The sequence below is a fragment of the Pseudoalteromonas sp. PPB1 genome (genome assembly GCF_015356275.1).
In the GTDB taxonomy this organism is placed as follows: Bacteria; Pseudomonadota; Gammaproteobacteria; order Enterobacterales; family Alteromonadaceae; genus Pseudoalteromonas; species Pseudoalteromonas rubra_D.
Genome location: NZ_JACEQV010000012.1, coordinates 101,855 through 128,082, shown reverse-complemented (window position 1 = coordinate 128,082; position 26,228 = coordinate 101,855). Strand labels below are relative to the sequence as shown.

Genomic DNA, 26,228 nt, shown 5'->3' with positions numbered 1-26,228 from the left:
ATAATAAAGAGCACAGGCTGATCCCCTAATCAGGCGTGATTATGATGTTTGATGCGAGGCAATCATGAATTACCACGTCGATAGAGTGAGTTGGCAAAAAACTCAGGGACAACTGCGCCAAATCCGCGAACGAGTCTTTGTTTGCGAACTTCACCTTCCAAGGGAAGTAGAGTTTGATCAACACGATAAAACTGCGGAACATGTTCTCGTGCGGGATGAAAATCAGTGCCCGATTGGAACCGGCAGATTATGTTGTGATGGTCTGATCAGTCGAATTGCGATCATTCGGGCTCACAGAAATCGCGAGGCCTACCAATCTTTGATCAGCTTTCTTAGTACCCTGGCGGAACAAAAAGGCTATGAAAACGTCTTCGTACAATGCATCTTAGACGAGGTACCCACCTTTTTGAAGTCCGGCTTTTCCAAACAAGGCGGTGTGTTTATGGAAGCAGGCATTCCAAGACAGCGGATGAAATGCCCGGTAAAAGAAATGAACTCTGAGCCTTTTACGATGCTACATTAGCCCATAACTGGTCTTTGTTGGCCAAATCATACACGCCATGGGCATGGTGAATAAGAAAGTTGGCATACTCAGTCTGGGTTGGATCTGGACGCTCTGCACCCAAGATTTTATCAGCTTTAATTTGCCATTGATAAGAAAAGTGCTTAAGTGCAGCGCGGGCATCTGCAGCCCCGCTCACTGGCATCGCATCTGTTGGAACTTTACCTGAAATAACCCAATACCCTTTACCCTGGTTGTCCTTAATTTTCCAGACACCACAGATCGGCGGCAATATACGGGACTCTTTGGCTTGAATATTAATACCTACTATGCCCTTTTCTGCAAGATACTTTTGAGCAGCCTGCAAAGAAGTGTGTTGCCACTGGGCAAGCATTTTTTGTTGTTCTTCTTTACTCATTTGTGTGTTGTCTTTCGTCATTCTAGGTACTTCTTGAGAAAATTTCCCCTACTGTATGAATTAAATGAACAGGATGCAAGTACGACCCCACTCTGGCAGGTGTAAAAGCGCGGGAATATCCAAGGTGACTATTTGCATTTGCACAATAAATAGACTCGACTAGGATTAAAGGATCATCTAACAGGTCAAAGTGGTCGTAACTATGATCCCACTTTCCATTGCTATTCAGTTAGTCATCTTTGCCATCGCCTGGTATGGGTCAAACCTGGTCTTTGCGCTAGTCATCACAGCTCTATCTGGACTAGCCATGTATGTGAGCATCCGAGCCGCCAGGGCAGACGCCTCTCCAGTAACAGAACCACAACCAGATCAAGCTCTCGGGCAGCAATCGGATCTCACTTGCCTGGAGCAATTGGGCCATACTATTACCCCGCAGCTGCGGGAGCAAATCAACAGTGCCCGTCAGCAAACCAAGCAGGCGGTTGACAATATGTCTGGTGAGTTCTCCCAGTTAGTGAGCAATATCACTGCAACCTTAAGCAACCTGGATAACAGCAGTGCCAATACCTTGCAGCAAACCTCTCAACACAGCCGCGACCAGTTAAATCAAATCCTGGCTTATCTTGAACAATCCAATACCAGCCAACAGCAACGAACCGAAACATTTAAAACCATGGTCGAGCAGAGCAAAGAATTACAAGCAATGTCTATCGATGTTGCGAAAATTGCAGAGCAAACCAATTTACTGGCTCTGAATGCATCCATAGAGGCAGCGCGTGCCGGAGACAATGGTCGTGGCTTTGCTGTTGTAGCAGATGAAGTACGCGCGCTGGCCAATTCAAGTGGAGACACTGGGGTCAAAATAAACAAAATGGTCGAGTCTATCGCGCAGGCAATGCAAAGCTCCATGACAATGATGGAAAGTGAATTAAGCGAACGCCAGGCGTTGACGGAAAAGTATCAGCGCCAAATTAACGAGGTGATTGATACCTGGCTCACATTATCTCAAAACGTAGAGCAACAGGCACAAATACTTCAGACCTCTAACGAAGATAATCGACAAAAAATCTCGGAGATATTGGTTGACCTGCAGTTTCAGGACCGAGTTGATCAGATCCAGGACAGCGTGACGATTGCGCTGGAGATCATGACACAAGAGTTGGATAAATTCATTGAAGAGCGCCGCCAAAGCGACACCGCCCGATTTAATCATCAGCGGATCAGTGACACACTGTCTCGTACTGCTGCGACCCGAGAGCAACGACATATTCTGGCATCTAGCCATAGCGGCAACAATCGCAAGGACGATGACACTGTGGACGACCTTACTTTTTTCTGACATGCAGCCTGAGGGTACATTATGAGTAAAACCATTTTAGTTGTAGATGATTCTGATTCTTTAAGACAGGTCGTAAATATTGCGCTGACAGGGGCTGGCTATCAGGTTATTGAAGCCTGCGATGGCAAAGATGCACTCAGTAAACTCACCGGTAGCAAAGTTCACCTGATAATCAGTGACGTCAATATGCCCAATATGAACGGCATTGAGTTCGTCAAAAATGTCAAACAGCTGCCACAATACAAATTTACACCCGTCATTATGCTGACCACTGAAAATCAACAGAGCATGATGGAAGAAGGCAAAAAAGCAGGCGCAAAAGCCTGGATGGTCAAACCATTTAAGCCAGCACAAATGCTTCAAGCCGTCTCTAAGTTATTGATGATGTGATCGTAATGTCTGAGTGTTTTAAGTTCCCAGCAGAATTAACCATCTACGAAGTACAAGATGTGCATATCGAGCTCAGTGCGTTTTTAGAGGGCAAACAGACGGTAGAGCTCGACTTAAGCCAGGTCGAAGAGCTCGACAGCGCAGGGATCCAGTTGACAGTCTGGCTGGTGAATCACTGTCGGACAACAGGGGTACAGATTAATGCCCTCACCCTGTCAGATCTGCTAACAGCCAGGCTAACCCTGTTGAATGTGTCCCTGGCCGCTCCAAATAAAAGCGAACCTTAACTATGTCTGTTGATTTAAGCGCGGCCATTACCACCTTTGTCAGTGAGTCCAAAGAGCTTCTGGCCGACATGGAAAACTCTCTGCTGGATATGGAAGCCAGTGACGCTGGTGCCGATCAGGAAGAAACCATCAACGCCATCTTCCGCGCCATTCACACCATTAAAGGCAGTGCAGGCTTGTTTGGTTTTGACTACGTCGTAAGCCTGACCCATATTGCAGAAACAGTACTGGACGATGTTCGAAACGGCAATCGGGAAATGAGCAAACCTCTGCTCTCTCTATACCTCGAAACGGGTGACTTATGCGAGGAACTGATCCTGCTCGCCGCGTCGGACAATGAACCCAGTGCACACCAGCTGACCCAACTTGCTGCTCTGAGCGGCCAGTTCAGTGAGTTTATCGACGATGCTGCTCTTCCCCAGGATAACATTGCCACCTCAGACATCCACATGCAGCCGCAAAATGGCATCTGGTTTATCTGCTTTGTTCCAAACGAAAATGTACTGCGTAATGGCCTCGACCCCTTCCCTTTTATTCATTTTCTTAATAACGAAGTGACCGAACTTGAAGTCGCCACCAATGTTATTCCTCTGAATGCCCAAACCCCTTATGACCCCGAGTCCTGCTACCTGGCGTTCCTGATGCTGTTTCGTACAAGTCAAAACAAAGAGGCGATAGAAGAGGTCTTCGAGTTTATCAAAAACGATGCAGCTATAGAGATTTTACCGCCTGATCAGTGCAGTTACGACGCAATCCAGGCATGCGCACGGTACTTTCCGGAACCATCTCAGTTCCAGTCAACCCTGTCACAGCTCACTCAGTCACTTTTACCGAAAGAATCGCCCGCATCAGCACTGGATGATAACCCTATAACCTCCCCCAAAGATAAGAAGAAAAACAAAGTACACAGCAGCAAAACCTTGCGGGTCGAAGCAATGAAGCTCGACAGGTTGATTGATCAAGTCGGGGAAATGGTCATTACCGGTGCCAGAACGAATCTGCTTGCCCACGAAACAGGCAACGAAACCCTGATAGAAGCCATGGCACTACTTGAAAGGTTAGTTGAGAACATTCGTGACAGCTCACTTAAACTCAGAATGGTGCAAATTGGCGAAACCTTTAATAAATTCAAACGCGTTGTCCGGGATGTATCTGACGAACTGGGTAAAGAGGTGGAGCTCAATATTATTGGCGCGGATACCGAGCTGGATAAAACCTTTGTTGAGAAAGTCAGCGATCCGCTTATGCATATCATCCGCAATGCTATAGACCATGGTATCGAAACACCTGACGAGCGTGTCGCCGCAGGCAAGCCTGCCTGTGGCCAGCTAACGCTGAAGGCCTATCATGACTCTGGTTCAATTGTGATAGAGATCCAGGATGATGGTCAGGGGTTAGATCAGAGCAAAATCCTGGCTCGCGCAATCGAAAACGGTTTAATAAGCGCAGAGCACTCTTTGCAGGACAAAGAAATTAACCTGCTCATCTTTGAACCTGGCTTTTCAACCGCTGCAGCCGTGACCAGTATCTCGGGTCGTGGCGTGGGCATGGACGTGGTAAAACGCAATGTTGAAAGCTTGCGGGGCAGCGTGGAAGTCGACAGTACCAAAGGGCTGGGCTCCAAAATTATTATTCGCCTGCCGCTGACTTTATCCATTATTGACGGGTTTATGTTTACCGTTGGCGACGAGGATTACGTGATCCCCCTAGATACTGTGGTTGAGTGCCTGGAGCTCCACGAGGTGGTCTCCGAGTCCGACATTCAGGATAAAAACTACATCAACCTCAGAACTGAGGTCCTGCCTTTTATTCGTCTGCGCTCCCTGTTTGGGATAGAGCAGCAAATTGAACATACGAAGGAATCACTGGTTATCGTCCAGTTTGGCACGCTCAGAGCCGGTCTGGTCGTCGACTCATTGCAAGGAGAGTTTCAGACCGTTGTAAAACCCCTGGGGAGGCTGTTCGAAGGCCTCAAATGTATCAGCGGAGCAACCATACTCGGCAGTGGCAAAGTTGCCATTATTCTGGATGTATCTGCCCTGATCCGCACCGCAATTACGATGTATGAGCAATTAGAGCTCAAGCATTAGTCAGATAAAACCGGAGCGTAAAGATGTTTAAAAATCTGACCATTAAAAACAAGATCATTCTGGCCATGTTTACCATGGGGCTGCTGTTGCTGGTGATTGCCATGTCTGTGCAAATGAAAAACGGCCGGATTGAAGGATTTGCCACCAATGTCGGGCAATACGACATACCTGAAGCCATTTATGCGCTGAATATGCTGGATGAACTGGGGGACATGAACAGCAATGTGCTGGAATACATTGCCGGTGAGGCCGACGAAAAAGCAGATTTTTTGTCAAACTACAGTGAATTCACTAACTACCTTGAAGATCTTAAGCGACTCAATTCTGTTGATACCAGCTACATTCGTCAGCTGGAAGATTTAGTACGTCGCTATGCCAGCGAGAATCAGGAGCTGATTTTTGACCGATTTGACCCCCTTCAGGAAGAAAAAGCAGTCGAAAAATATGAGTACATCAATCGCGAATTCGCGGAGCCGCTTGAAAGTTTACTTGACTCCCAAAAAGAGGCCGAAGTGGCTGATGCCGGCAGCAGTGGCGACTTTGCCGAAGTGGTCAACGATGATTTGCCCGGGGTACGCTACTATTTGGAGCTGATTGACGAACAAGGCGACATGATGGGGTCACTGAATGCTTATATGCGTGGCCGAGTTGGTGCAACCGCTGCCTTTGAAAAAGACGCCCGTACCTTTTCTAATTTTCTATCAGAGCTCAAACCTCTGGAAAGAAAACCACTGGAAATTAAAGCCATTGGTGACATAGAGCGTATGTATCTGGGTCTCTACAACGGTGGTAAAGAAATTTTCGCTATGTATGACCCAAAACAAAAGATCCAGGCTTCCAAAGATGTGGACCGACTGGAGCACGATATCTTTAGTAAAATAGAAGAGATACTGGAAAAGATCTCCAACGAAGCGATAGCAGAGAGCACCACTTCACTCAACGATCTTATGTCTGCCGCCCGGGACAGTATTAGGCTTGTCTGGGGCTTACTTATCGTTGCCATCGTCCTCGCCGTCGCCACCGCCGCTTTTTTGATACGAGGCATAGTGCTGCCTATCAATGCGCTGGCAGAAGCAGCGGAAGACCTGCGTTCAGGCGAAGGCGATCTGACCCGTCGTATACCGGATTTTGGTAATGACGAAATAGGCCAAACCGCACAAAGCTTCAATGGCTTTATCGAACGACTGCAAAATATCCTGCTGGATATCCAGGAATCTGTAGAGTCCATTGCCCACAGTACTAATGAAGTGAGCACCACTTCTCGCATGCTCAGTTCCACTTCCAATCAACTGGCAGCCAGTGTGGAAGAAACTTCAGCATCACTGGAACAAATGAGTTCGTCCATTTCAATGAATACCGAAAACTCTAAAATGACCAATGACATTGCCAAGCAATCCAGCAGCGAGGCAAACGATGGTGGCCAGGCTGTAAAAGACACTGTTCAGGCCATGACCCAGATAGCAGAGAAAATCGGCATCATCGAAGACATCGCATATAAAACCAATCTCCTGGCTTTGAATGCCGCCATTGAAGCGGCCAGAGCCGGTGAACACGGTAAGGGCTTCGCGGTGGTGGCTGATGAAGTACGTAAGCTCGCAGAACGTTCTCAGGTGGCCGCACAAGACATCAGTACACTTGCCGACAACAGCGTTAAAATCGCACAACACGCAGGCGCCATGCTGGACAGAATGGTACCCAACATTGGCAAGACCGCAGATTTGGTACAGGAGATCACCGCTGCATCGACGGAACAAAGTACCAGTGTGGCTGAGATTAATCGTACCGTGGCTCAGCTTGATGAAATTGCGCAACAAAATGCATCCGCATCAGAGGAGCTCGCCTCAACTGCCAAAATGGTTCAGGATCAAACCGGAGATATTCGCTCGACCGTAGGTTACTTTAAATTGAGTAACAATGGCCGCAGCCACAAAGGGCGTCAGTCTCATGTCATTCACGACAGTAGCCATAGCCGCGAAGATGGTTACACCCCATTTGATGAGTAATGTGCGATGAGTGAATTGATCCATGACCCAGTCACCGCAGCCTATGATCTTGATAAGTATCTGGCTTTTGAGCTCAATGGCGCATCGTATTCAATCAGTATTTCCATTGTCAGAGAGATCATGGAATATATCGAAGTGGATAAAATTCCCATGGCACCTGATTTCATTATCGGTGCCATCAACCTCAGAGGGTTAGTCATACCTGTTTTTGACTTATCCGTTCGACTGAACAAACCTGCACAACCTAATACCAATCGTACCTGTATTATCGTTGCTGAGTGCAACTATAAAGCGCAGAATATTACTGTCGGCCTGAAAGTCGATATGGTCACTAAGGTGCTGGATATTCCTGCACATGAAATTGACCAGGTGCCTAGTATTGCTGGTCAGTTTCATAGCCGTTTTGTGTATGGTTTGGCAAAACTAACAGACAATCTGATGACAATACTGGACATAACCAAAATACTGACGCTAGATGATGTGCAGTTGTTTGACGACTTACAGCAACATAATAAACAACTTGCACTGGAACTGACACTCGACTCTGACCCCGCACACTCATACGAGGAAAGGTGATATGAATTCAGCGCCCACTCTGACGGACAACAATAAGACCAACGAAGAACTTCATTCACTGTTAGTATCGATCGGCTATGATACCTTTGGCATTCCAATAGAATCCGTTAAAGAAGTCATTGAGCTGACCGACACGACGATGGTCCCTATGTGCAATCAGGTGATCCGGGGCGTTATCAACGTCCGGGGCAGTGTTATCCCGGTTCTGGATATGCAGCGCCGCCTGATGCTGAAAAATCCTCAGCCTTACAACAAATACAGTTGTATCGTGTTATATGACTTTTATGATCCCAGTCTGGACGAAGTTATGACCCTCGGCATGCTAGTCAGCAGCGTGATGTCTATTCAGTTTATCAATTGCACTCAGCTGGAGGACTCCCCCTCTTTCGGGGCCAATATCCCCCGTCACTTTGTCTGGAAAATGGCTAAAATTAATAATCAGCTCACTATTTTGCTGGACATGAACAGTGTGCTCAATATCAGTGAGATAAATACGCAACTGAAGTCCTCTCAGACTGAATTCTTCACCCGATTTTGTCAGCGTTAGGCAGCAATGGCGATTTCAACTGTGGAGTTTCAGCAACTTAATCGTCTGTTTGAGCAGCATACCGGGATCAGTCTGGGTAAAAACAAAGCGGATATCGTGGCAAGTCGCCTTGCCAGTCGCCTGCGCGCTAAACGCTGCTCTTCTTTCAGCAAGTATTATCGCTTGTTAATGACACCCGAGGGACAAGATGAGCTGCAAGTCTTTATTGATAAACTCACCACACATGAGACCTACTTTTTCAGGGAACAGGCCCAGTTTGAGTTTCTTTATCACTATTATCAGCACAATCGTCCACGACACTCTCCCATTCGGGCCTGGAGCGCCGCCTGCTCGAGCGGAGAAGAGGCTTACTCACTGGCGATGATACTGGACGATTTATTCTATAACCGGCCATGGCATGTTATCGGCACAGATATTTCTGAAATGTCTGTGCTGATGGCCAGAGATGCGCGCTATGCCATATCTACCGTAGGCAAAATTCCCAAACGCTACCGGATCCGGTATTGCATGAAAGGAACGGGCAAAAATGCCGATAACTTCACGCTGATCTCGACGCTAAAAAAACAATGTAGCTTTCAGGAAGACAACCTGTTGAAGTTGACCACGGTTGATTTTTCATTTGATGTGATTTTTCTGCGTAATGTACTCATCTACTTTGACAAATCCAAACAACAAGCCATCCTGAATAATATCATCAAACGTTTAAACCATGGCGGTTTACTCTTTTTGGGACATTCGGAAGCCATGCGAGATAAGCCTGCTTGTCTGCAAACTCTGAGCCCCTGCATATACAAAAAGGTGACCTTATGACCAGCGTCTTCATCATCGATGATTCCGCCCTGATGCGCCAAGTCATGAGTGAGATCATAGCCCATGAACGTACCTTAATTGTCAGCGGTACAGCCCCTGACCCAATCATTGCAGAACGAAAAATGAATTTGAATTGGCCGGATGTCATTTTGTTGGATGTGGAAATGCCCAAAATGAATGGCATCACTTTCCTGAAGAAAATTATGCAGGAACGCCCTACGCCGGTGATCATCTGCTCGGCACTGGCGCAGGAAAAAACCACCACCGCCATGGAAGCGCTTGCTTGTGGCGCTGTAGATGTGATTGCCAAACCCACTCACGGGCTGGGAGACTTTTTACACAGTGACTCAGTATCACAAATCATTGACGCTATCAAAGGGGCGACTAAAGCCAAAGTTCGTCAACTCAAATACCTCGAAGAAGGCACCTTTCGTGAACTACATACGACAGAAGAAGTGCTACCTGCCCACAAAACAGCGCAGCCACCTGACAGTGCGGGAAAAGTGATTGCTATTGGTGCTTCGACAGGCGGTACAGAGGCAATCGCCCGGCTTTTACAGCAGCTGCCAGCCCATTCACCGCCGATTGTTATCGTACAGCATATGCCAGGTAAGTTTACGGCTGCGTTCGCCCAACGCCTCAATGACATCACACCACACAAGGTAGAAGAAGGAAAAACTGCCACTCGCATCCGCCACGGCCATGTTTATATCGCCCCGGGAGGCCAGCATATGTTGGTAAAACGTCAAGGCTCGGACTACTATTTAGAGATACGCGATGGACCACTTGTCAGCCGTCACAAGCCTTCGGTTGATGTGTTGTTTCGCTCCGTAGCCCAGTCGGTAGGCAATCATGCCCTTGGTATTATTCTAACTGGCATGGGCAATGACGGTGCAAGTGGTTTACTGGAAATGAAGCAAAAGGGGGCTGTGACCTTTGCAGAAAGTGAATCCAGTTGTGTGGTGTTTGGTATGCCAAAAGAAGCCATCGCGAGGGGGGCCGTCGATAAAATCTATGCGCTGAGTAACCTCCCTTACCAGATCCAAAAAGCGCTTGGGTGATCTGTATGAAAAACCAACTGAGTCAACTACTGCACATTGCTTATCTTAGCTATGACAAGCAGGGGCAGATCATCTCCATCTCGGATGCTGCCGAGCGCATGCTAGGCCTAAAGTCCGGCGACATACTATCACAAAAGCTGGTTTTTATTGATGAGGACTTTATTGAGCTCAATCTCAGTGAAATTCTGTTCGATCCTATATTTGACCAAATTGAGCTGGGCGTCAGTATCGATAATAGCAGCGTTACCTGGGTCAGACTCTACAGCTTCAGACAAGATGACCAATATTACATCAGGCTTGAGCCTGTCGAAGAGCTGATCTCCGTCAGGCGCCTTAATAAGCAGCTCGCAATCCGTGATCCCCACACCGGATTACTGTATCGGGATGCCTTCATTAACAAAATTAAAGAGCAACCTCATCAGGGCACTATTTGCTGTGTCCGGATCTGCAATTTTCAGCGTATTTCCGAAGTCTGGAATATTGGTGTTGCCAACTTGGTATTTATGGAGATCCTGGCACGATTCCAGGGAGAATTTGATAAAGGGATATTCTCTAAACACTCTTCCGACTGTTACTGCGTGTTTATTCCCGATACGGTTCCACTGAACATCGAAACCTTATACAAGCAACTGAATGAGCCTTTTAATTTTAACGGCAACAGTTTCTACAGCAATGTCTCACTGGGCTACTATAAAGAACAGCCCAATGACGACCATGAATTAAGTCTTAACAAAGCGGAAATGGCAACTTTTGATGCGCTATCAGACCACAATCGTCTGGTCGAATTCAAAGAAACGCTGGCCAGGCAAATTGAACGACAGAATAAAATTGAAACCGGTCTGCGCAGCGCCCTTTACCAGGATAACCTGGCGGATAGCTTTGAAGTAGTATTCCAGCCAATTCATGACACCAAAACAGAACGTCTGATTGGGGCTGAGTGCCTGATGCGCTGGGAGCTTGACGGTCAGCCTATTCCTCCTACCGAATTTATTCCAATCATTGAAAGTACGGGAGAGATTAACAAGCTAACGCTATTTACGCTCAGTCAGATTAATAAGTTAAAGAGTTTACTTGCACAAGAGCACATTGAGGCGCGCCAGTTTCGTTTTGCAATCAACATTAGTGTTGTTGAAATTCTCGATGTTAACTTCACCACCCGATTGCTGCAAACGCTGGAAAAGCTGTCGCTTAACCCCGCCAAAATTAAGCTGGAGCTCACTGAATCAGCCCTGATCGATAACTTTAATTATATTAATGAGATACTGCAAAAACTACAAAGCGAAGGACTGATGATATCGATTGATGATTTTGGTACCGGCTACTCCAGCCTGAGCTACTTGTGTAAACTGCATTTTGATGAAATTAAAATTGATCGTGCCTTTGTCACCAATGTCGTCAGTGATGGAAAAATGCAGTCGCTGTTCAATTCCATTGTGTCGCTGGCAAAAAATCTCGATAAACCGCTGGTCGCAGAAGGCATAGAACAATTAGACCAGATGATCTATGCCAAAGCCAAAGGGGTTGAATATATACAGGGGTATTACTATAGCAAGCCGCTGAGTATTAACGATTTTGTCGAGTATGTTGTCGCCGACAAATCCAGCTATCTGCATTTTGAAGAGTAGCGCATACACCGTGGTATGCGTTACCTAAGCTAACCACCCAAAACCCTGGCTGGATCTACTTTTACGGCCTGCCAGGCCGGATAAAGGCAAGATAGTACCGAAATAACAAGCGTAATAGACAACACTGAAACCACGTCGATCCAATCCAACTGGCTGGGCAAAAATTCAATAAAATAAACGCCCTGCAATGGATTATCACCATCAAGCTCAATCCAGGCACGGAATAAGTCGGAAATATTCAGCGCCAACAAAATGCCGACAAACAGACCAACCAGGGCACCTATTAGGGCATAGCTGACCCCCTGTATCGCGAAGGTCGCAAAAATAGTGCTGTCTCTGGTACCCATGGTTTTTAAAATCGCAATATCCGCTTGCTTTTCTTTCACTTCCATTACCATAGACGACACGATATTAAAACTGGCGACAGCGATGATCAGAAACACGACCAGATACACTATCGTCCTGACCATTTGAATATCCTGATAAAGGCTCCCCTGCGTACGAAACCAACTATTGACGTAGACCAGATCAGGTAAAGCCCGGCCTGCTGCCATTGCGACCTGATGAGCAGAGAATACATCCTCAACTTTGGCACGGAGCCCGGTCACTTCATCGTCCGACAGGCCCATTGCCTGCTGCAACCTCTTCACAGAAACCAAAGCCAACGACCGATCAATAGGTCCTCCCATACTAATCACATCCGCCAACACAAAGTTAAGCCGCTTTGGGGCAGCCAGAGGAGAAGCGGCTTGTGGATTTGCCACTAACAGTGTGACTTTATCCCCGCGCTCTAAACCCAACTCTGTCGCAATATGCCGACCTAAAACGATATCATTGTCGGTCAACTCGCTTAGTGAAGTGTCAGTGATAAACTGGCCCACATCTGACACCTTATGATGAGAGAGAAAATCTATTCCCTTCACTTCAGCCGCTTTTAGCTCACCACGAAACTGGACCATAGCAGTGACAGATATTTCAGGGGCGGCGGCCAAAATACCTTGCTGAGCTTCCAGCAAACGTACCTTGTCAGGCCAACTGGAAATAGGGTCGTAAGGCGCCTGGTACGCCACATGGGGTACCACAGAAAGTAAGCGGGTTTTCAGCTGTTGTTCAAACCCATTGATCACTGAGAGTGCGACAATAAGCACCGCCACCCCCAGCATGACACCGAGCGTTGATGATTTACTCAAAAAACCAATCATACCAGCCTGATGCTTGGAAGCACGTAATCGGTTACTGATAAACACACTCAACATTCGCTTATGCCTCACTATGTAGCGCATGCTCAACCAACACACCGTCGTCCAGAGCAACTGCACGACCCAGTTTTGCCGCCAGTTCAAGGTCATGTGTTACCACCACAAAGCTGGTTTTTAAATCCCGGTTTAACTCTTTTAACAAGGCATAGATTTTCAGTGCATTTTGTTTGTCCAGGTTACCGGTAGGTTCATCTGCCAAGACTAATGCAGGACGCGTAACTAGCGCCCTGGCTATGGCAACTCGCTGGCGCTCCCCGCCCGATAACTCCGATGGTCGATGACCTCCACGATGGTCCAGGCCAACTTTGCCCAACATTTCCTGTGCTTGCGCCTGAGCGGCTTTAGGTGGCTGACCGGCAATCAGCAAAGGCATAGCCACATTCTCTAATGCCGTAAAATCCATAAGCAGGTGATGGAACTGATATATAAAGCCCAGGTTTTGATTGCGAAAATCCGCCTGTTTGCGACGCGATAACTGCGCGACATCGGTGGCTTTGATTTTCACTGAACCACTGCTGGCGGTATCCAATGTGCCCAATATATGCAACAAAGTACTCTTGCCTGAGCCGGAACTGCCGACAATGGCCAACATGTCGCCCTGTTCAAGCGCCAGATCGACCCCTTTTAACACTTCAACCTGCTGGCCCGCTTCATCATAAGCCTTGTTCAGGCCCTGACATTCAATTACTAAATCACTCATACCTTAACACCTCAGCAGGAAGCACTTTTGCGGCTTTAAACGCCGGATATAATGTTGCCAGAAAACTCAAAACCAGACTGGTCGCAACAATTAAACTCAAACTAAACCAGTCGAACCTGACCGGTAACTCTGCACCACCCAGTAAAGACAGCCCACAGACTGCCAGTACCTCGTTAATATGACTGGCCAGCAGATAACCAAACACAGTGCCAATTAGCGTACCCACTACACCGTTGTACAACCCTTGCACCATGAACACCCGTGCTATAGCGCCAGGTGCCAGCCCCAAAGTCTGCAAAATAGCTACTTCACCTTGCTTTTCACTGACCATCATCGATAGCGCCGACACTATATTGAATACGGCCACAATCACGATCAGTCCCAATAGTAAGGCCATAATGCGTTTTTCCATTGCAACGGCTGCAAATAATGCCCCCTGCTGTACATGCCAGTCTGAGTATTCTAATCCAGACAACAAGGGGACATTCGCTGTTCTGAACTCATTAACGGCAAAAGCGTCTTTTAATGTAATGCTAACGTCAAAATCCATCGGTTTGCGCTTAAGTAAACGTTGCAGACTTTTACCATCGGCGAATGCCAGGTTAACATCGGCCTCACTGTGGGTGTTGTAAATCAAGGCAACTGTAAATAAACGCTGTTTAGGGACCCGGCCCATAGGCGTATAACTGCTAACATCAGGCATGATCACCCGAACTTTTTGTCCCAATCGCACATCCAGTTGATTTGCCAGATAGCGACTCAGCGCCAGTTGATATTTCTGCTCACGAAACTGTGCCAGGCTACCGGCTTCAATGTGTGGCTCGAGTGCCGATGGATAACCGGAAAAGGCCCCTTGCAAACGCACACCAACCAGATCTTTATTCGTTTGCAGGATCACATCACTGGTGACATAGGGAGTTACCCGCTTAACTTCTGGCAATGCGCTCAGCTTAGTTAGCAACGCATCGGCGTCTTGAGATTGTTCGTCTGATGATTTGCGCAACTGCACATGAGGTATTAAGTCGAGCATGGCATTTTTCAGGCTCTGCTCAAACCCATTCATCACAGAGCTAACTGTAATAAGTGCCATTAACCCGAGTGCTATCCCGGCAATGGAAAAAAAAGAAATAAAAGATACAAACCCATTGCCCTTGCTGGCACGGCTGTATCTGAGCCCTATGTAAAGGCTAACAGGCTGAAACATAATAGTTTATTTTTCTGCATACAAGTTCAGAGCACGATACTAGCACAATCAAGAAAGCCGGGTCATACCCTTGACCCCAAAAAAAAGTGTAAAATTTTTTTAATAGCCGCTCTAAATTACGTCGGGTTTTAGTGTAGAATGCGGCAAATCTCGCGGTATGGACCTTCAATGTTTTCGTTATCAAGATTTAAACATATGAATTTCAAGGGAGATTTGTTCGGTGGTGTGACCACTGCAATCATTTCCCTACCACTCGCCCTCGCCTTTGGCGTGGCATCCGGCGCCGGAGCTGAAGCCGGTATGTGGGGCGCAATTCTCGTTGGCCTCTTCGCTGCCTTATTTGGCGGCTCTACTTCTCTGATCTCAGAACCAACTGGCCCGATGACGGTCATTATGACAGCAGTTCTGACCACCATGATATCAAAATACCCCGAAGCGGGGCCGGCTATGGCCTTCACCGTGGTGATGATGGCGGGTGCATTCCAGATATTACTGGGCACGCTCAAGCTTGGTAAATATGTCACTCTGATGCCATACAGCGTGGTCTCCGGGTTTATGTCCGGAATTGGTGTCATATTAATCATACTGCAACTGGCCCCCCTACTCGGACATCAGGCGCCTCCTGGCGGTGTTCCCGGTACTTTGTCCGCTTTCCCTGAGCTATTTCTCAATTTACATTTTTCTGAGCTCTTTTTAGGGATCCTCACCTTAGGTGTGCTGTTCTACATGCCTAAGAAGTATCGCCAGTATGTGCCTGCTCAACTGGTTGCACTGGTCATTGTTACTTTAATCTCAATCTTGCTGTTTGATACTGACAGCATTCGCCGCATTGGCGAGATCCCCAGTGGCTTGCCTGAAATTGTCTGGCCAACTTTTACTCCGGAACTCTTTACCGAAATGGTGATCGATGCCCTGGTGCTGGGTACCTTAGGGTGTATTGACACTTTGCTGACAGCCGTTATCGGTGATAGTCTGACGCGTACAGAGCACGACTCTGATAAAGAACTACGTGGTCAGGGTATTGCAAACATGATTGCAGGCTTCTTCGGCGCACTACCAGGTGCTGGTGCCACCATGGGCACAGTTGTCAACATACAGGTAGGTGCACGCTCTCCGTTAGCCGGGATTTTCCGCGCCCTGATCCTAATGGCCGTTGTATTTGTGGCCGGCAGCCTGACAGAGCCGATCCCGATGGCTGTGCTCGCCGGCATCGCGGTGTATGTCGGGATTAACATTCTGGACTGGAGCTTTATTCAACGTGCACATAAACTCAGCATCAGTCAGATGGCCATCATGTATGGTGTGATGTTGCTGACCGTTTTCGTTGATTTAATGGTGGCTGTTGGTCTGGGCGTATTTATTTCCAATATTATGGTAATTGAGCGCCTAAGCCGGGTTCAGGAACAACATGTGAAAGCCATCAGTGATGGCGACGCCGACGAAGATGTGCCACTGTCAACGCACGAGCGAGCCTTGCTAGAGCAGGCCAAAGGCAAGCTCTTGTTCTTTTACCTGTCAGGTCCGATGATCTTTAGCGTATCGAAAGCAATCACCCGCCAGCATCGCCACATTGGCGAATATAAAACCATGGTGCTTGATTTAAGTGATGTTGCCATGCTGGATGTAACCGTCAGCCTCGCAATTGAAAACGCCATCAGTGACGCACTGGATGCTGAATGCCAGGTCTTTATTTACTCACCAAATAAAGACACGAGTGAACAGCTTCAGAAGTTCGATATTCGCAGCAAATTGGGTGACCACGCATTTTGTAAGAGCCGCGAACAGGCATTGACCAGAGCCCTGGAAGCGATGCAAAGCAATACTATTCAGGCCTAGAGTGCGTCAGCCAAAAAGTCTATTAGCGCACGGATAGCCGTAGACAAATATTTTCTGGGCGGGTACACCGCCCAGATCCCCTCTTCCATAGGTGCAAAGGAATCCAGCACAGTCACTAATTCACTACCTTGAATGGCATCTTGCACATAATAATGAGGCAACTGAACGACCCCTAGCCCCTGCTTTGCCGCGTCTAACAACGCCCAGCCACTGTTACATCTCAAGGTACCAGTTACCTTTACATGCCGCTCGACTCCGTGATCCATAAAACGCCAATAATGTGCATTGCCTAACAGGCAATTTTGTTTCTCCAGATCTCTGATAGCGGTAATTGGACCGCGCTGACTTAAATATTGCGGTGAAACACACACCAAAGTACGTCTCTGCGACAGACGTTTTGCATGTAACGAGGAATCTTTGAGCTGGCCGATGCGAATAGCAAGATCGACGCCCTGCTCAACCAGATCGAGCTGCGCATTAGTCAGCTCCATATCAACCGTAACCGAAGGAAAACGACACATGAACTGGTGTACCAACGGCATAATGTATTGCTCGCCGTACATCACTGGTGCTGTGAGCCTGATTTTGCCCGTAGGCTCACTGTCTCTTTGTCTCAGTGCCGCTGTTGCGTCATCGTAGGCGTGCTGGAGCAACCTGGCATGACCGAGAAATACCTGGCCTTCGGGTGTCAACGCCAGATTTCGGGTTGTTCGAGTCAGTAGCTGATAGCCAAGCTCGGACTCCAGGGTTTTAACCCGACGGCTGACCTGTGCTACTGAGGTGTCTAACTGCTGCGCTGCCGCTGTGAAGGAGCCACTGGTCGCCACCGCGACAAATTCATCTAAACCTGACCATCTATCCATTATTACAAATACGTAAAAGTCTTTCTTAATTTTTAAGATTATCAAACTCTCACAGCAAGTTATACTTTTGTTTTCACACTACAAAACTGGAGTAATGATGGCTGAGTTTATTAAATCACGGGCAGCGATTGCCTGGGGACCAGGACAACCACTGAGCATTGAAGAAGTGGATGTGATGATGCCTAAAGCAGGCGAAGTATTGGTTAAAATCGTTGCCACAGGTGTCTGTCATACAGACGCATTCACCCTATCCGGAGAAGACCCTGAAGGTGTATTTCCGGCGATTTTAGGTCACGAAGGTGGTGGCATTGTTGAAGCCGTAGGTGAAGGGGTAACCAGTGTCGCAGTAGGTGACCACGTTATTCCACTTTACACGCCAGAATGTGGCGAATGTAAGTTCTGTACATCAGGCAAGACGAACTTATGCCAGAAGATCCGTGCGACTCAGGGTAAAGGAGTCATGCCTGACGGAACAACCCGTTTTTACAAAGACGGCGAACCTATTTATCACTATATGGGCACTTCAACCTTCTCTGAATACACTGTTCTTCCTGAGATTTCTCTGGCTAAAGTTAATAAAACTGCGCCACTAGAAGAGATCTGCCTGCTAGGGTGTGGAGTAACAACAGGGATGGGCGCAGTGATGAATACAGCCAAAGTGCAACCAGGCGACACGGTTGCTATCTTTGGCCTGGGTGGTATTGGCCTGTCAGCCGTGATAGGGGCAGTGATGGCTGGTGCCAGTCGGATCATTGGCGTTGATATCAATACAGACAAATACGCGCTGGCTGAAAAACTCGGCGCTACCGACCTCATCAACCCAAACGATTACGACAAACCAATTCAGGAAGTCATTGTGGAAATGACCGATGGAGGAGTTGATTTTTCATTTGAATGTATTGGTAACGTCAACGTGATGCGCAGTGCATTGGAATGTTGTCACAAAGGCTGGGGCGAATCTGTGATCATCGGGGTTGCGGGTGCTGGCCAGGAAATCTCTACTCGTCCTTTCCAGTTGGTAACTGGCCGGGTATGGCGGGGTACAGCATTCGGAGGGGTTAAAGGCCGTTCTGAGCTGCCAGAAATCGTCGAGCGTTACCTCGCTGGTGAATTTAAACTGGATGACTTTATTACCCATACGATGTCGCTGGATGACATTAATGAAGCGTTTGATCTAATGCACCAGGGTAAGAGTATCCGTTCGGTGATCCATTTATAAAGAGCATATTATGGAATTATTGAGCGAAAACAAAGTCGCCGGAGGCTGGCACCGACGTTATCAACATGACAGTCAATATACTCAATGTAAAATGACCTTTGCCGTTTTTTTACCTGAGCAAGCACTTAATGGCCAGCCTGTACCAGTGCTTTACTGGCTGTCAGGGCTAACCTGTAACGACGAGAACTTTATGCAAAAAGCCGGCGCGTTTAAACGTGCCAGCGAGCTCGGGATAGCAATCGTAGCACCGGATACATCACCGCGTGGTGAAGAGATCCCAGATGACCCGGAAAATAGCTATGATTTTGGGCTCGGCGCAGGCTTTTACGTCAATGCGACTCAAGCCCCCTATGATAAACACTATCACATGTATAGCTATGTCAGTGACGAGCTGCCAAAACTTATCGAAGCGCAACTTCCTGTCTCTGACAAACGTGCTATCGCGGGACACTCCATGGGTGGTCATGGCGCGCTGGTTATCGGTCTGAAAAATCCAACTCGTTATCAGAGTATCTCGGCTTTTAGCCCAATCTCTAATCCGGTGGATTGCCCTTGGGGCAAAAAAGCATTCAGAGGCTACCTGGGAGAAGACAATGCAATGTGGGAAGCATATGATGCATGCCACTTGCTTAGACAAAATACGGAAAATGGCAAAGCACCTATCTTAGTTGATCAAGGTGATGCTGATCAGTTCCTAACTGAACAGCTCAAGCCTGAAGCACTGGTGCAGGCGGCTCAGGCTGCAAATTACCCACTTACGCTAACAATGCGGCCGGGATATGACCACAGTTACTTCTTTATTTCGACCTTCATCGATGCACACCTGGATTTCCATGCACAATACCTGAAGTAACCAATACAAAAAAAGGCGCTAGCGCGCCTTTTGTTTGCTTAACATAGTATTTTAATCCGTCAGGTCACCATACTGATTATTGACATTCAGCTTAACTGCTTTATCAAAGCCTGGGATCTCCAGAGTTTCTTTACTTAGCTGTAGTTGCGAATCATCAATCATGCCATTACCAAATCGATAAATAAGCTCATACTGACCCAGATCGGCTGCCTGTTGATAACTGGCTTGTTGTTGCTTCGTTTCTGCCAGTTTGGCGTCATGCTCTGCAAGCGCAGCTTCGCTATAGCGTTTCGATAGCATCTTTAAGGTAACGGCAGGCGACAGTATCGTTGCAGTTGCATTATTACCACCAAACCCTTTGGAATTAATGAAAGCGATATCCATCTCTCCACAGTGATAATGGTGTGTGCGGATATCCAGATGCTGGTCATAGACATCTTCTGCAACCGCATCTATGGTCGTCACACCTGGCATAATCTGATGACTGAAGATACCCAGCGCCATTGCCAGCTGATCACCAGAAGCCGGACCGATGGTATGACCAACAAATGCTTTCGGCGCAGCTACTTTCCAGCCTTCGATAGCAAATGTTTGTGCAATACGATGGTAAATCAAAGATTCTGTCACCCGGTTTTGTGGTGTGCTGGACCCATGTGCCAGAATAAAGCTACGCTGTTGAAGTGCTTCAGTGCCCGCGATCTGCTCTGCCAGTGCCACTGATTTAGCCATAGTAATGTAGTTACCCGGACCAGGCGCAGTAATCGATTTCTTAACCCCATCAGCATTAACATAGACATCTGCAACAGACCCCATAATGTCAGCGCCCAGTTCAAGGGCTAATTTATCATCCATCAGAATAGTTACCTGTGCCCCTTCCCCAATGGTAAAGCCACAGTTTTCACCAAATGGACGGCTGGTACGGCGATAATCAACCTGTTCAGTGTTATCAAGCTTACGCAAGCCTTCTTCGTTTGCCAGTGCGCCCATATTACCAAAGCCTTCTATAATCTCTGGCGTTAACGCACACTCAACACTGGCAACCACGGCTACACGGGTACGACCCGCCTGAATGTCATTAACTGCTGCACGCAAATTATACAAAAAGGTTGCACAAGCACCTGAAGTGGAGAATGTCGTACCCACACTGCCCGTCACATAAGCGTTAATGAAGTCAGTTGACATGGTATTCAGACCCAACGCGAGTTGTTTGGTGCTCACCCGCTCCCCTTTCATGCGGCTGCGAATGAGGCCACCAAACCCTTCATCATTAACCTGCCCAGCGACCGAAGCTGAATAAGTGCCAATCTGGTCGGGTTCGACACTGTTCATAACCGTATCCCAGTCTAGGCCTGTAGAGCGGATAGCGTCGGTTGCGGCAAAAATAGTGGCTTGCAAACCACGCGGCTGATAACGGCTGTTGTACATGACAGATGGATCAAATCCAGTTGGTAGCTGGCCTGCTGCCTTAATAGGGTTGTCTCTGTAACTATCCACTTTTACCGCCAGCTGCTCCGGAATAAGCACCTGGGCCGTTTTTTCATCAAGCATTTCAATTTGCCAGCCAGATGGTACAGGCGTTGGTAAATCACGCTTGCGACAGGTAAAGGTTAATCCATGGCTATCGTTGGCCTGCATTGTCAGCTTTTGCTGCCAGTGCGTTGCATCGACATCAAAATGAGTTTTCTCGATTTTTCGGATTAACGTCCCTTCAACAATCTGCTGGCCAAAGCGTGCTTCGATTTCATCACGCTGAACGACTTCGCCTTCAGCTGTTACCAAATCCGCCCCTTTTAATGACACTAGGTTCATCAAGGTCGCCAGGCCAAGGAAAGTTTCCTGTCTTGCAGCATCATCCAGGGTGTCTAACACAATGCGACGAAAGCCCTGATGGAACGAGGTTCTGCCAGCGGCATTCACACCGCCCATACCTACGATAATTGGTAATGCTGTCATATCAATCTCTTATCAAATAAAACTAATGAACCGATTTTAGAACGAAGGAAAACATGATACTTTACTTTTTTCGCCACATAACATGCAAATTACGCCACCATTAAGAGGTCGGATGAGATGGGTGCTTATAACCACCGTATTGCTTTCACACTTTATGAGCAAATGCTAATAACCAGCGTAACATTACCCATAGAAATGCTGCGTGCTGGTGAGGCGTTCGCAAGACGCCATTTAGGAAATGAATTTATACCATTGGAAATTGCCTGGCTAAGTGAAACAGGTGAAGCCGTTCATTCATCGATGGGCGTGCCTTTTTTAGCACACGCCAATTTCAGTGCACTCAGTGAGTTCGACTACATCATTACTCCCAGTATTTGGCGTAACCCTCGTCCAGTGTTGAAAAAAAATACCTCATTGGTTTCAAATCTAGCCCTGGCATGGCGCTCTGGTGCCACACTTATTGGTGTCGGCACAGGCGTTTGCTTCTTAGCGGAATCCGGGATCCTCGACGGACACTCAGCAACAACCCACTGGCATTATGCAGATCAATTTAAGCGCAATTATCCCTTAGTTGCCCTGCGCCCTGATTACTTCATTACTCAGTCAGAAAGACTATATACAGTAGCAAGCTTGAACGCGCTGGCAGACGTGATTGTCCACTTTATTGGCCAGTTTTATGGCCAAGAAGCTGCCAATCATGTGCAACAAAACTTCTCTCACGAAGTAAGAAAGCCCTATGAAGAACAAAGGTACCTGGAAGGCGCTGTTGACCGCCATAGTGATGAACAAATTGCCTCAATCCAGTTTTGGTTACGCAACAACAGTGCGAATGAAATAACATTTCCTGAGGTTGCCACTCAATTTGGTATGAGCTATCGCACTTTCAACCGACGCTTTAAAGCCGCAACAGGTCAGACTGCCGCCAACTATTTGCAAACAACCCGAGTGCGTCAGGTTACTGAGTTATTGGCTTCCACCAACCTGAGTATTCAGGAAATAGCGCTGGCATGCGGTTTTAGCTCGCAAGGACAGCTTACCAGGGTGTTCAAAAGTACAATGAATCAAACCCCCAGTCAGTACCGACAAGTGGTCAGAAAAAAGCTCTTTTCATGATCACTGCAACTCTAGTACCTCCAACCATTGAGTCTTACCATTGAAGTTAAACTCAACTTCCTCACCCTGTTCACGCCCTTGGAGAGCCTGACCGACAGGAGAAGCGAGCGTGATCACTCTGACTTCTGAAGTACCCAAAATCACTTTCAGTCCACCTTCACAGGGTCCAACATAAAACCAATGATGCTGATCCTGCTCGTCAACTAACTCTACCAGCGCCCCTACCTGGACAACGCCAGGACGGCTTAACGTATATGTTTGCTCGAACGCCTGAATAGCTCTATGTGCCTGATCGACCCGCTCACTTTGCCCCTCGGCAAGGTAGCCGGACTCAATGCTCAAAGAGTCATACTGAGTTTCCGCCGCACTTTGTTCATGAATTGCATCGGCACGAGCACTGTCTGCTGCCTCTTGTGCCTCCTGGAGCTTGCATTCCAGTGCAAACCTTAAATGTTCAATAACGTGGCTTTTATTCAAGCTGACCCTCTTAAAACCGCAAAAAGGGCCCGCAGGCCCTTCAAATAAAAATATCATTTTAACAGTAATTGACCCCATCAGAACAGGGATTCAAAACTACCATCCGGGAATAATACACCTGGAACCCCTCTTACTGTCTTTACGTCACCGATTTGCTGATCACCGTAATAATATCCACCAGTGAAATTACGCCCTTTTTGTTTAATATCCAGCCAATAGCCGTCCTTACCCTGCGCAACAATATTATTGTTATCTCCAGAGCGACGCACATCAAGTTGCATAACCCTGCCACCAACAAGGTAACTGATTTCAGCTGAGTTCAAATTTGTGAAATTATTAGGATCAGCTGCCAGCTGTAGCTGAAAATCAGGGCCGCCTTTTAGATCAAAATCAACATGTAACCCGAACGCTAAATCCAGGGCTGTGTCGAACTCATAGGGAGATTGCTCAGCGGCGTATAGAGCGACAGGTGTCACCTGGTTCACAGTTTCAAAATCACCGCGCAAACGCAAGTTAGCAATGATGCTTTCAACCGAATTGCCAGGTGAGCGCACCCGATCTAAATGTAATCTCAGGTCCGCTTTAGTCATCGACGCTGCAGTTTGCAAAGTAACCTCACCTGCAAAATGTGAAGTACCTGTGGCCGTTTGCAGGTTATCTCCATCAATAGAGCCATCAAATAACAAGAAGATATCGTTCAGGTCTGCCTCTAAAGACACATCGCCCTTGCGAACTGATACAACCCCAACACCCACAATACGGTCGCCCAGAATTGGGCTTTTACGCCACTCGGACATAGTTACGTCCATACTGACTTCAAAGCCTCTATTAAAGCCAGTTACTTGCCAGTTAAACAAGGGATCAGTCGTATACACTACATCCAGATCATCAACCTGATAGTTACCTGGCTCAGAGTTGCGAGCTGGAGACACGTTGTCAACAACATTATAAACTGCCTCCGCAAGTGCCAAGAACGACTCTTGTACTACATCATCTGAAACAACACTCTCTATTTCACGCAGTTTGGTGTCTAGTTCATCACTGTACTTCTCTTCTTGAAGGCGTACTACCCCCAGAGAATCTCTGAAGTGGTCAAGCAGTTCATTGTTAAATACGGTATCAGAGTCTTTTAGCGTCACCATATCCTGTAACTGCAATGCTTCATTGGCAGTCAGCAAAACCTGGTCCACAACACTAGAAAACAGTGTGCTATCCTTTTCGTCTAACAGCGTTTCTATAAAGTACTCGTTGACTTGATCAATATAACTTTGCCAAAGCGTACTGTCGCTGTGCTTATAAGCAAGATCAAAAGCATCAGCCAAAGGCGAGATCTCGTCATCCTGACGGCCCTGAATGTTAAGTTGTCTCATGATATCAGCAGAAGTAAATGCTTGAGCCGCATACTCTGCTTGTAATGACTGGTTAATACGACTGTGACTCAAGTGATAAACAGGTGTATTTGTCAAAGACAGTACTGTACTGTCTAGTTGCGAATCGCTCAGCAAGGTTGCATATGAAGAAAAATATAGCTGATTTTGGCCAGCAACCGGTTTCGCCGCAAGAGAATATGACACGTTTGCAGACACCGGTTCGCCGAAATCAATTTCCTCATTGCCATTGAGATCATTTGGGTCATCACGCAGGGCCCGACCACAGCCAAGCTTTCTGGGACAAAATACTTGTTCGGAACTTGGGCGAAACTCAAATTGATACACCACACCTGAATCCAGGGTGATGGTCATTTCGTTCAGATCGTTAACGGTAAACTGCTGTGTTTCCCTTGAGCTTATCTGAGTGACAGACAGGGTCCCCGACGTATCGACAAACTTCGGCACATAGAAGGCCACAGAAGCGGAAGGAACTTGAGTTACATCATGGCCAAACCCTGGCTCTGCATCATCCACGGTTGGGGCCGGGTCACTACTTCCACCACATGCTGACAAAATACCAGCTAACAACAAAGGTAAGATTTTATTGATTTTTTGCACCTTTTACCCCCTAAAATGCCAAGTTAAGAAACCAGTTCAAATTTACATAGTGCGCATCATCAATATTGGGGTTATCCATTTTCACAGATATACCAGCATGACGAGTTTTAATACCTAACTCTAAGGCCTCGCTATGTGTTTCATAGCCACCAAATAACTCCCAGCTTTCTCCAAAGTGGTAAGATACAGTTGCCTGAACAAACGCATCATCAATATACTTGCGCGCTTTAAGTGTGGTAGAGAACTGGTTGTTAATACGGTAATTCACGCCTAAATAGTATCTGGCGTCCCGCTCAAAGGTGTATTCGATTTCTTGATCATAAGCAGAAGTGCGCAATCTGACAGAGGGGGTTGTGTCTATGCCATCTTCTCTCTCGGTGAATGGGATATCCGTGGTAAATCCATTTACAAACCCAGCTCCCTCGTACTTGGTTTCATACATCAGGTCTTTACCAGCTGCCCAAATATCTAAATCCGGCGTAATCTGCCAGCTAAACGTTAGATCAAAACTATAGCCATCTCCTTGCGGATTTTCCGTTGGTGTAAATGACTTAAACAGGATATCTTTCGAAAAGTAGTACTCAGTCTGCAGTTTTCCTTCAATTTCATCCGCAAAAATAGTGCCGTCGACCACTGCGTCTTGAAAGTGCGTACTTTGAAAATAAGTAAACTTTGGCGTAATCACTAAACTCTCATCCAGCAACGTGAAATCGTAGCTTAGAAAAACCCCGTTGGTTGTCGCCTGCTTACCTCTCAGATAATAGCGATAATTACGACGTTCAAATGGCAGATCATTTTTTTCTGTATGCGTATAACGGGCCGTATCGGGATCAAATGCAAGTAAATAATCAAAGCGGCTCTGCGCCCCAATACCAAACCCCTTGTATTTCATGCCTAACTCAAACACATTGTAAGTAAAGGCGCTGTCACCATCTGTCAGAGGCTTGTCAAAATCATCAACAAACGCCTTAACAGGTTGTGCTTCCGTGTATATCTCACTATGAAACTGGTGAATCAACTGTATGTCATTAGATGCTGACAGCGCCGCCTGAGACACAGGTAGACAGCACAGAGAAAGTAGAGGTGTAATTTTTTTTAATGTCATAAACTTAACT

General features: G+C 47.1%; 24 protein-coding genes. 15 read left to right on the top strand and 9 right to left on the bottom strand.

Translation table 11 applies throughout. From position 1 onward, the window contains the following. The first annotated feature begins 64 nt into the window (after positions 1–64). On the top strand, positions 65–523 hold the full coding sequence (locus IY568_RS13840) for a GNAT family N-acetyltransferase (protein ID WP_125561345.1): 459 nt from the start codon (positions 65–67) through the stop codon (positions 521–523). Here IY568_RS13840 and IY568_RS13835 read toward each other — a convergent pair. Then, positions 507–941, bottom strand: coding sequence for a DUF4826 family protein (locus tag IY568_RS13835; protein WP_125561347.1), 435 nt, complete (start codon positions 939–941; stop codon positions 507–509). The two genes, IY568_RS13840 and IY568_RS13835, sit on opposite strands and share 17 nt — an antisense overlap. A 181-nt stretch (positions 942–1,122) precedes the next feature. Here IY568_RS13835 and IY568_RS13830 point away from each other — a divergent pair, with 181 nt between their 5' ends. From IY568_RS13830 to IY568_RS13785, 10 genes are read left to right on the top strand one after another with little or no spacing between them, the layout of a single operon-like run. Next, a complete protein-coding gene (locus IY568_RS13830; RefSeq protein ID WP_194867888.1) occupies positions 1,123–2,259 on the top strand; it encodes a methyl-accepting chemotaxis protein in 1,137 nt (378 codons plus the stop codon). A 21-nt stretch (positions 2,260–2,280) separates the two neighbouring features. After that, entirely contained in the window at positions 2,281–2,649 is a 369-nt protein-coding gene (locus IY568_RS13825; protein WP_010385407.1) for a response regulator, read from the top strand. A 5-nt stretch (positions 2,650–2,654) separates the two neighbouring features. After that, a complete protein-coding gene (locus tag IY568_RS13820) occupies positions 2,655–2,936 on the top strand; it encodes an STAS domain-containing protein (protein ID WP_125561351.1) in 282 nt (93 codons plus the stop codon). Positions 2,937–2,938: 2 nt separating this feature from the next. Further along, positions 2,939–5,026 (top strand): chemotaxis protein CheA, encoded by a 2,088-nt coding sequence (locus IY568_RS13815; RefSeq protein WP_194867887.1) that lies wholly within the window; start codon positions 2,939–2,941, stop codon positions 5,024–5,026. Positions 5,027–5,049: 23 nt separating this feature from the next. Then, complete coding sequence (locus IY568_RS13810; RefSeq protein ID WP_194867886.1) at positions 5,050–7,029, top strand: methyl-accepting chemotaxis protein; 1,980 nt, start codon at positions 5,050–5,052, stop codon at positions 7,027–7,029. A 6-nt stretch (positions 7,030–7,035) separates the two neighbouring features. Then, positions 7,036–7,605, top strand: a complete 570-nt coding sequence (locus IY568_RS13805; protein ID WP_138538839.1) for a chemotaxis protein CheW — start codon at positions 7,036–7,038, stop codon at positions 7,603–7,605. Between the two features lies 1 nt (position 7,606). Continuing rightward, positions 7,607–8,152 carry a chemotaxis protein CheW gene (locus IY568_RS13800; protein WP_194867885.1) on the top strand — a complete coding sequence of 182 codons (546 nt, stop codon included), beginning with the start codon at positions 7,607–7,609 and terminating at the stop codon, positions 8,150–8,152. A 6-nt stretch (positions 8,153–8,158) separates the two neighbouring features. Further along, the gene (locus tag IY568_RS13795) at positions 8,159–8,962 is read left to right on the top strand and encodes a CheR family methyltransferase (protein WP_194867884.1); all 804 of its coding nucleotides are present in this window, start codon (positions 8,159–8,161) and stop codon (positions 8,960–8,962) included. Beyond that, on the top strand, positions 8,959–10,023 hold the full coding sequence (locus IY568_RS13790; RefSeq protein ID WP_125561361.1) for a protein-glutamate methylesterase/protein-glutamine glutaminase: 1,065 nt from the start codon (positions 8,959–8,961) through the stop codon (positions 10,021–10,023). Before IY568_RS13795 ends, IY568_RS13790 begins: the two co-directional genes overlap by 4 nt. A gap of 5 nt (positions 10,024–10,028) precedes the next feature. Next, positions 10,029–11,648: an EAL domain-containing protein gene (locus IY568_RS13785; RefSeq protein WP_194867883.1), complete on the top strand. Its 1,620-nt coding sequence runs from the start codon at positions 10,029–10,031 to the stop codon at positions 11,646–11,648. A gap of 29 nt (positions 11,649–11,677) precedes the next feature. Here IY568_RS13785 and IY568_RS13780 read toward each other — a convergent pair whose 3' ends face one another. From IY568_RS13780 to IY568_RS13770, 3 genes are read right to left on the bottom strand one after another with little or no spacing between them, the layout of a single operon-like run. Continuing rightward, entirely contained in the window at positions 11,678–12,904 is a 1,227-nt protein-coding gene (locus IY568_RS13780; RefSeq protein WP_138538843.1) for a lipoprotein-releasing ABC transporter permease subunit, read from the bottom strand. Positions 12,905–12,908: 4 nt separating this feature from the next. After that, on the bottom strand, positions 12,909–13,607 hold the full coding sequence (lolD, locus tag IY568_RS13775; RefSeq protein WP_125561367.1) for a lipoprotein-releasing ABC transporter ATP-binding protein LolD: 699 nt from the start codon (positions 13,605–13,607) through the stop codon (positions 12,909–12,911). After that, positions 13,600–14,811, bottom strand: a complete 1,212-nt coding sequence (locus IY568_RS13770) for a lipoprotein-releasing ABC transporter permease subunit (protein WP_194867882.1) — start codon at positions 14,809–14,811, stop codon at positions 13,600–13,602. Before IY568_RS13770 ends, lolD begins: the two co-directional genes overlap by 8 nt. Positions 14,812–14,979: 168 nt before the next feature. Here IY568_RS13770 and IY568_RS13765 point away from each other — a divergent pair, with 168 nt between their 5' ends. Continuing rightward, positions 14,980–16,647 carry a SulP family inorganic anion transporter gene (locus IY568_RS13765; RefSeq protein ID WP_194867881.1) on the top strand — a complete coding sequence of 556 codons (1,668 nt, stop codon included), beginning with the start codon at positions 14,980–14,982 and terminating at the stop codon, positions 16,645–16,647. Here IY568_RS13765 and IY568_RS13760 read toward each other — a convergent pair. Beyond that, a complete protein-coding gene (locus IY568_RS13760) occupies positions 16,644–17,510 on the bottom strand; it encodes a LysR family transcriptional regulator (RefSeq protein WP_138538846.1) in 867 nt (288 codons plus the stop codon). The genes IY568_RS13765 and IY568_RS13760 overlap by 4 nt on opposite strands. 97 nt (positions 17,511–17,607) lie before the next feature. On the opposite strand from IY568_RS13760, the gene IY568_RS13755 reads away from it, so the two are divergent. Both IY568_RS13755 and fghA read left to right on the top strand, forming a co-directional pair. Continuing rightward, a complete protein-coding gene (locus IY568_RS13755) occupies positions 17,608–18,729 on the top strand; it encodes an S-(hydroxymethyl)glutathione dehydrogenase/class III alcohol dehydrogenase (protein ID WP_228553340.1) in 1,122 nt (373 codons plus the stop codon). 10 nt (positions 18,730–18,739) lie between these two features. Next, positions 18,740–19,582 (top strand): S-formylglutathione hydrolase, encoded by an 843-nt coding sequence (gene fghA, locus IY568_RS13750; RefSeq protein ID WP_194867880.1) that lies wholly within the window; start codon positions 18,740–18,742, stop codon positions 19,580–19,582. A gap of 51 nt (positions 19,583–19,633) precedes the next feature. Here the strand turns inward: fghA and IY568_RS13745 are convergent, their stop codons facing one another. Next, positions 19,634–21,535 (bottom strand): beta-ketoacyl synthase, encoded by a 1,902-nt coding sequence (locus tag IY568_RS13745; protein WP_194867879.1) that lies wholly within the window; start codon positions 21,533–21,535, stop codon positions 19,634–19,636. 117 nt (positions 21,536–21,652) lie between these two features. Between IY568_RS13745 and IY568_RS13740 the strand changes: the two genes are divergently transcribed. Next, positions 21,653–22,648, top strand: coding sequence for a GlxA family transcriptional regulator (locus tag IY568_RS13740; RefSeq protein ID WP_125561382.1), 996 nt, complete (start codon positions 21,653–21,655; stop codon positions 22,646–22,648). Here IY568_RS13740 and IY568_RS13735 read toward each other — a convergent pair whose 3' ends face one another. The 3 genes from IY568_RS13735 to IY568_RS13725 form a co-directional block, all read right to left on the bottom strand. Beyond that, the gene (locus IY568_RS13735; RefSeq protein WP_194867878.1) at positions 22,649–23,125 is read right to left on the bottom strand and encodes a GreA/GreB family elongation factor; all 477 of its coding nucleotides are present in this window, start codon (positions 23,123–23,125) and stop codon (positions 22,649–22,651) included. 77 nt (positions 23,126–23,202) lie between these two features. Then, positions 23,203–25,113, bottom strand: a complete 1,911-nt coding sequence (locus IY568_RS13730) for a hypothetical protein (RefSeq protein ID WP_194867877.1) — start codon at positions 25,111–25,113, stop codon at positions 23,203–23,205. A gap of 10 nt (positions 25,114–25,123) precedes the next feature. Continuing rightward, positions 25,124–26,218 carry a hypothetical protein gene (locus IY568_RS13725; RefSeq protein WP_194867876.1) on the bottom strand — a complete coding sequence of 365 codons (1,095 nt, stop codon included), beginning with the start codon at positions 26,216–26,218 and terminating at the stop codon, positions 25,124–25,126. Positions 26,219–26,228: the final 10 nt, after the last annotated feature.

What these genes read in the sequence shown, in the direction of transcription:
- IY568_RS13840 (WP_125561345.1), top strand. Translation starts at nt 65, where the DNA reads ATGAATTACCACGTCGATAGAGTGAGTTGGCAAAAAACTCAGGGACAA.
- IY568_RS13780 (WP_138538843.1), bottom strand. Translation starts at nt 12,904, where the DNA reads ATGTTGAGTGTGTTTATCAGTAACCGATTACGTGCTTCCAAGCATCAG.
- IY568_RS13745 (WP_194867879.1), bottom strand. Translation starts at nt 21,535, where the DNA reads ATGACAGCATTACCAATTATCGTAGGTATGGGCGGTGTGAATGCCGCT.
- IY568_RS13835 (WP_125561347.1), bottom strand. Translation starts at nt 941, where the DNA reads ATGACGAAAGACAACACACAAATGAGTAAAGAAGAACAACAAAAAATG.
- IY568_RS13760 (WP_138538846.1), bottom strand. Translation starts at nt 17,510, where the DNA reads ATGGATAGATGGTCAGGTTTAGATGAATTTGTCGCGGTGGCGACCAGT.
- IY568_RS13830 (WP_194867888.1), top strand. Translation starts at nt 1,123, where the DNA reads ATGATCCCACTTTCCATTGCTATTCAGTTAGTCATCTTTGCCATCGCC.
- IY568_RS13785 (WP_194867883.1), top strand. Translation starts at nt 10,029, where the DNA reads ATGAAAAACCAACTGAGTCAACTACTGCACATTGCTTATCTTAGCTAT.
- IY568_RS13810 (WP_194867886.1), top strand. Translation starts at nt 5,050, where the DNA reads ATGTTTAAAAATCTGACCATTAAAAACAAGATCATTCTGGCCATGTTT.
- IY568_RS13800 (WP_194867885.1), top strand. Translation starts at nt 7,607, where the DNA reads ATGAATTCAGCGCCCACTCTGACGGACAACAATAAGACCAACGAAGAA.
- IY568_RS13770 (WP_194867882.1), bottom strand. Translation starts at nt 14,811, where the DNA reads ATGTTTCAGCCTGTTAGCCTTTACATAGGGCTCAGATACAGCCGTGCC.
- IY568_RS13765 (WP_194867881.1), top strand. Translation starts at nt 14,980, where the DNA reads ATGTTTTCGTTATCAAGATTTAAACATATGAATTTCAAGGGAGATTTG.
- IY568_RS13790 (WP_125561361.1), top strand. Translation starts at nt 8,959, where the DNA reads ATGACCAGCGTCTTCATCATCGATGATTCCGCCCTGATGCGCCAAGTC.
- lolD (WP_125561367.1), bottom strand. Translation starts at nt 13,607, where the DNA reads ATGAGTGATTTAGTAATTGAATGTCAGGGCCTGAACAAGGCTTATGAT.
- IY568_RS13825 (WP_010385407.1), top strand. Translation starts at nt 2,281, where the DNA reads ATGAGTAAAACCATTTTAGTTGTAGATGATTCTGATTCTTTAAGACAG.
- IY568_RS13755 (WP_228553340.1), top strand. Translation starts at nt 17,608, where the DNA reads ATGGCTGAGTTTATTAAATCACGGGCAGCGATTGCCTGGGGACCAGGA.
- IY568_RS13740 (WP_125561382.1), top strand. Translation starts at nt 21,653, where the DNA reads ATGGGTGCTTATAACCACCGTATTGCTTTCACACTTTATGAGCAAATG.
- fghA (WP_194867880.1), top strand. Translation starts at nt 18,740, where the DNA reads ATGGAATTATTGAGCGAAAACAAAGTCGCCGGAGGCTGGCACCGACGT.
- IY568_RS13805 (WP_138538839.1), top strand. Translation starts at nt 7,036, where the DNA reads ATGAGTGAATTGATCCATGACCCAGTCACCGCAGCCTATGATCTTGAT.
- IY568_RS13725 (WP_194867876.1), bottom strand. Translation starts at nt 26,218, where the DNA reads ATGACATTAAAAAAAATTACACCTCTACTTTCTCTGTGCTGTCTACCT.
- IY568_RS13795 (WP_194867884.1), top strand. Translation starts at nt 8,159, where the DNA reads ATGGCGATTTCAACTGTGGAGTTTCAGCAACTTAATCGTCTGTTTGAG.
- IY568_RS13820 (WP_125561351.1), top strand. Translation starts at nt 2,655, where the DNA reads ATGTCTGAGTGTTTTAAGTTCCCAGCAGAATTAACCATCTACGAAGTA.
- IY568_RS13815 (WP_194867887.1), top strand. Translation starts at nt 2,939, where the DNA reads ATGTCTGTTGATTTAAGCGCGGCCATTACCACCTTTGTCAGTGAGTCC.